This is a genomic window from Micrococcus sp. HMSC31B01, from assembly GCF_001816085.1.
In the GTDB taxonomy this organism is placed as follows: domain Bacteria; phylum Actinomycetota; class Actinomycetes; order Actinomycetales; family Micrococcaceae; genus Micrococcus; species Micrococcus luteus.
In genome coordinates, this window is sequence record NZ_KV825266.1 from 1 (window position 1) to 5,193 (window position 5,193).

At 73.7% G+C, this 5,193-nt stretch carries 5 protein-coding genes; 2 read left to right on the forward strand and 3 right to left on the reverse strand.

Features of this window, described 5'->3' with window-relative positions:
• A partial coding sequence (locus HMPREF3105_RS09295; RefSeq protein WP_070709344.1) for a LysM peptidoglycan-binding domain-containing protein occupies window positions 1-1,486 on the forward strand: 1,486 nt, incomplete at its 5' end.
• 187 nt (window positions 1,487-1,673) lie between these two features.
• On the opposite strand, the gene HMPREF3105_RS09300 is transcribed toward HMPREF3105_RS09295, so the two are convergent.
• Genes HMPREF3105_RS09300 through HMPREF3105_RS09310 form a run of 3 tightly spaced genes read right to left on the reverse strand, consistent with a single transcriptional unit; the run spans window position 1,674 to window position 4,439 of the window.
• Entirely contained in the window at window positions 1,674-2,339 is a 666-nt protein-coding gene (locus tag HMPREF3105_RS09300) for a 3-oxoacid CoA-transferase subunit B (RefSeq protein ID WP_081097772.1), read from the reverse strand.
• Between the two features lie 8 nt (window positions 2,340-2,347).
• On the reverse strand, window positions 2,348-3,112 hold the full coding sequence (locus HMPREF3105_RS09305) for a 3-oxoacid CoA-transferase subunit A (RefSeq protein ID WP_070709346.1): 765 nt from the start codon (window positions 3,110-3,112) through the stop codon (window positions 2,348-2,350).
• 49 nt (window positions 3,113-3,161) lie between these two features.
• The gene (locus HMPREF3105_RS09310) at window positions 3,162-4,439 is read right to left on the reverse strand and encodes a thiolase family protein (RefSeq protein WP_070709348.1); all 1,278 of its coding nucleotides are present in this window, start codon (window positions 4,437-4,439) and stop codon (window positions 3,162-3,164) included.
• A 128-nt stretch (window positions 4,440-4,567) separates the two neighbouring features.
• On the opposite strand from HMPREF3105_RS09310, the gene HMPREF3105_RS09315 reads away from it, so the two are divergent.
• The coding region (locus HMPREF3105_RS09315) for an IclR family transcriptional regulator domain-containing protein (protein ID WP_070709351.1) at window positions 4,568-5,193 on the forward strand (626 nt) is incomplete at its 3' end.

A 5,193-nucleotide genomic window follows, 5' to 3' on the forward strand; every position in this document is an offset into this window, starting at 1 on the left:
CGAGACCGTCGCGAGCGCGCACCCGGCGGTGGCCGCCGAGCAGGCCGCCGAGACCGCCGGTCTGCCCCGGGGCGTGAAGTCGAGCGCCGTCGTCGGGGGCGCGGAGCCCGCCGAGGCCCGCACCGTGGCCACGGCCTCGGATGCCCGCGCGAAGATCCTCCCGGACGTCATCACCCGCGCCCAGTGGGGCGCGGACGAGTCCTGGGCGGAGGACTCCCCGCAGTTCGACCAGGTGCGCGCGCTGACCATCCACCACACGGCCGGCACCAACGACTACTCGCGCGCCCAGGCCGTGGAGCAGATGCGCGGCATCTACGCGTACTACACGAAGACCCTCGGCTGGGGCGACTTCCCGTACCACCTGATCACGGACCGTTTCGGCAACATCTACGAGGGCCGCCGCGGCGCCCTGGACTCGAACCCGCTGGGCACGCACGCGGGCGGGTTCAACCGGGGCACGATGGGCATTTCCACGATGGGCAACTACGACGTGGTCGCCCCGTCCGAGGAGGTGGTGGACGCGATGGCCCGCGCCACCGCCTACTACCTGTACCGCGACGGCATCGACGCGCGCGGCCGGGTCACCCTGACCTCGGGCGGCAGCACGAAGTACGCCGCGGGCACCCCCGTCACCGTGGACACGATCTTCCCGCACCGGGCCACGTCCGCGACCGCGTGCCCGGGGCAGCACCTGATGGCCCGCTTCGACGACCTGCGGGACCGCGCCGAGGCCATCGCGACGGCGGCCGGCCAGCCGCCGACACCGGCCACCCCGGCTCCGACGCCGGCCCCGACGACCGCGCCGTCGACCGCCGGCACGTACACGGTGCAGCCGAACGACGGCTGGTGGACCATCGCCCGCCGCACCGGCGTGCCCGCGGCCACCCTCCAGGAGCTCAACGGCATGACCGAGGCGACCGTGCTCCACCCGGGCATGGTGCTGCGCACCGTCGCCGACCCGACCGCCCCGGAGCCCACCCCGATCACCACCGGCACCTACACGGTGCAGCCGAACGACGGCTGGTGGGTCATCGCCCGACGGACCGGCGTGTCCGCCGCGGAGCTCCAGCGGCTCAACGGCATGACGGCGTCGACCGTCCTGCACCCGGGGATGGTGCTCATCACGGCCGCCACGGCGCCGGCCGCCACGCCCACGCCCGCCCCGGCCCCCGCCCCGGGCACGTACACGGTCCGCGAGGGCGACGGCTGGTGGATCATCGCCCACCGCACCGGCGTGACGATGGAGACCCTCCAGCGCCTCAACGGCATGACCGCGACCACCGTGCTGCACCCGGGGATGGTGCTGCGGACCGGCCAGACCGCCTCCGCCCCGGCGCCCTCGCCCGCCACGTACGTGGTCCAGGCGAACGACGGCTGGTGGCTCATCGCCCAGCGCACGGGCGTCTCCATGGAGCGCCTGCAACGCCTCAACGGCATGACGGTCTCGACCATGCTCCACCCGGGCATGGTGCTGCGCACCGCCTGAGCGCCCCGCCGGGACGACGTCGGCCCGCACCTGCGCGTGAAGGTGCGGGCCGCCGTCGTCGGTTGAGTTGTCACCGGTCGCAGGCCGCTGCACCCGGGATGAGTCAACCGACGTTGCTCCCCAGGACAAGTCGACGACGGCGCAGGCCTCCGGGAGCCCGTGGGGCCGGTGACTGCGGCGCGGCGGCTCAGTCCTCGAGCTTCTCGAACCGCACGCCGGGGTGCGCCGCCTCCAGCTCCTCCCACGTGATGCCGTGCAGCTCGCGGACCCGCACGACCCCGGAGGCGTCCAGCAGGAACACGCCCCGATCCGCGTAGATGCGGGAGACGCAGCCGACGCCGGTCAGGGGGAACGTGCACGCGGCCAGCAGCTTCGGATCGCCCTTCTTGGTGAAGAGATCCATCATCACGTAGGTGTCCTTGGCGCCGATCGCCAGGTCCATCGCGCCCCCGACGGCGGGGATCGCCCCGGGCTTGCCCGTGGACCAGTTGGCGAGGTCGCCCGTCGCGGAGACCTGGTAGGCGCCGAGGACGCACACGTCCAGGTGGCCGCCACGCATCATGGCGAACGAGTCGGCGTGATGGAAGTACGCGGCCCCGGGCAGCTCGGTGACGGGGATCTTGCCGGCGTTGATGAGGTCCTCGTCGATCTGCTCGCCCTCGGCCTGGGGGCCGAAGCCCAGCATGCCGTTCTCGGTGTGCAGGGTGACGTTCTTCTCCGCCTCCAGGTAGTTGGACACCGTGGTGGGCTGGCCGATGCCCAGGTTCACGAAGGAGCCGGGGGCGATGTCCGCCGCGATCGTCCGGGCGAGCTCGTCCTGGGTCAGCGGGGTGTCGGTCTGGGTGAAGCTCATGGCGCTCCTCACTTCCCCTCGGCGGCCTGCTCGGCCGCGGTGGTGGTGGCCGCGCACGGCTTGGGCCGGCCGGCGGCCAGGGCCTCGCGCTCCGCGCGCTCCTTCTCACCGGACGCCGTGGCGATCCGCACCACGGTGTCCGTGTAGATGCCGGGCGTGATCACGTGCTCCGGGTCGATGGGCTCCTCGCGGATCTCGTCCACCTGCACGATCGTGTGCTCGGCCGCGGCGGCCATGACGGGACCGAAGTTGCGGGCCGTCTTGCGGTAGACGAGGTTGCCGAAGCGGTCCGCCGCGTACGCCTTGATCAGGGCGACGTCGCCGCGGATCGGGGACTCGAGCACATAGTGCCTCCCGTCGATCTCGCGGACCTCCTTGCCCTCGGCCAGCGCGGTGCCGTAGCCGGTGGGCGTGAAGAACCCGCCGATGCCGGCCCCGCCGGCACGCAGCCGCTCGGCCAGGTTGCCCTGGGGCACGAGCTCCAGCTCGATCTCACCGGCGCGGTAGGCCTCGTCGAAGTGCCACGAGTCGGACTGGCGGGGGAACGAACAGATGATCTTGGCGACGCGAAGCTCCTTGATCAGCAGCGCCAGGCCCGCGTCCGCCTGGCCCGCGTTGTTGTTGACCACCGTGAGGCCGGTGGCCCCGGACTCGAGCAGCGCGTCGATCAGCTCCATCGGCTGCCCGGCGTCGCCGAACCCGCCGATCAGCACCGTGGCGCCGTCGGTGATGCGGGAGACGGCCTGCGCGGCCGTGTCCACGAACTCCAGCATGGGGACTCCTTCTGGGAGGGGGGGTCGGGTGGGTGCTCGGCCGGACGCGTCAGCGCGCGGCCACGTTCTCGAGGACGACGGCGATGCCCTGGCCCACGCCGATGCACAGCGCGGCCACGCCCCACCGCTCACCGGAGGCCTCGAGGCGGCGGGCCAGCGTGCCGAGCACGCGGGTGCCGGAGGCCCCGAGGGGGTGGCCGATCGCGATCGCGCCGCCCCAGGCGTTCACGATCTCCGGGTCCACGCCCCAGGCGTCCGTGCAGGCCAGGGACTGGGCGGCGAAGGCCTCGTTGAGCTCGACGGCGGCCACGTCCTTCCAGCCGATCCCGGCGCGGGACAGGGCCCGGTTCGCCGCCTCCACCGGCGCGTAGCCGAAGAAGTCGGGCTCGTTGGCGGCGGTGGCGCGGCCGGCGATGCGGGCCAGCGGCTCCAGGCCGAGCACGTCCGCGCCCGTCGCCGAGCCCAGGAGGGCGGCCGAGGTGCCGTCGTTCATGGGCGAGGCGTTGCCCGCGGTGACGGTGCCGTTCTCCCGGCGGAACACGGTGCGCAGGCCGGCGAGGGTCTCGGGGGTGGAGTCCGGGCGGACGGTCTCGTCCCGCTCCAGGTCCGTGCCGGACACGGCGGCCACGAGCGAGTCATACCGCCCCTCGTCCCACGCCCGCGCGGTGAGCCGGTGCGAGCGCGCGGCGAACTCGTCCTGGCGCTCGCGGGAGATGCCGAAGCGCTCGCGCAGCAGTTCCGTGGCCTCGCCGAGCGAGACGGTCCACTCCGGCGGCATCGCATCGTTGATCAGGCGCCAACCGAGCGTGGTGTTCGCCGCCGCCAGGTCGTGCATGGGGAACGGGCGAGTGGTCTTGGGCAGCACCCACGGGGCACGGGACATGGACTCCACGCCGCCCACGAGCACGACGTCCGCCTCCCCCACCTCGATCTGACGGGAGGCCATGATCGCCGCGTCCAGGGAGGATCCGCACAGCCGGTTGACGGTGGTGGCGGGGACGGTGACCGGCAGGCCGGCCAGCAGCGCGGCCATGCGGCCCACGTTGCGGTTCTCCTCCCCGGCCCCGTTCGCGTTGCCGAGCACCACCTCGTCGATCCGGTCCGGGCGGGCGCGGTCCGTGCCGGCCTCGATCGGGGCGCCGCGCACCTCGTCCGCCACGTCCTGCGCGCTCTCGCGGCGCAGCCCCGCCAGACCGGGGGCACGGTCCACGAGGGTCCGGAGCACGTGGGCGGCGAGGTCGTCCGGCCGGGAGCCGGCGAGCGCACCGCCGATCTTGCCGAAGGGGGTGCGGACGGCGTCGTACACATAGGCGTCCGTGACGGTCATGGCGGGGTCTCCTCTGCTGTGCGCTCGCGATCTCTCTCGCCGGTGACGCTAGCCCCGGCCCCGGACGCCGGGCCAGGAGAGTTCGTGCAACGCACACTTGTGCGCACAGCGAACGGTAGGCTCGCCGCATGCTCCCCAATCCCCCCGCCGACGGCCCCGGCCCCGCCCGCCCGGAGGCCCCCGTGCGCGCCCTGGCCACCGGACTGGCCGTGCTGCGGTCCTTCACCCCGGGCCGTCCGGCGCTGACCGTCTCCTCCGCCGCAGAAGCCGCCAGCATCACGCGCGCCACGGCGCGCCGTGTCCTGCACACGCTCGTCCACGAGGGCTTCGCGGTGCAGGAGGGCCGCGAGTTCCGACTCACTCCGCGGGTGCTCGAGCTCGGCCACGGCTACTGGACGGGCACATCGCTGGCGGAGCTGCTGCGGCCGGTGCTGGCCCGGGCTTCCCAGGCCCTCGAGCAGTCCTGCTCCGCCGCGGTGCTGGACGGGGCCTTCCTGCTCTACATCGCCCGCGTGCACACCGAGCGGATCATCCGGGTGAACCTCGACGTCGGCACGCGGCTGCCGGCGTTCCTCACCTCCATGGGCCGGGTCCTGCTCGCCGACCTGCCGCCGGCCGCCGCGCGTCGTCTGCTCCAGGGCACCCCGCGGACCCCGCGGACGCCGGAGACCGTGACGGACGTGTCCGCGCTGCTCGCCGAGCTGGCGCGGGTGCGGGAACAGGACCACGCCGTGGTCACGGCCGAGCTGGACCC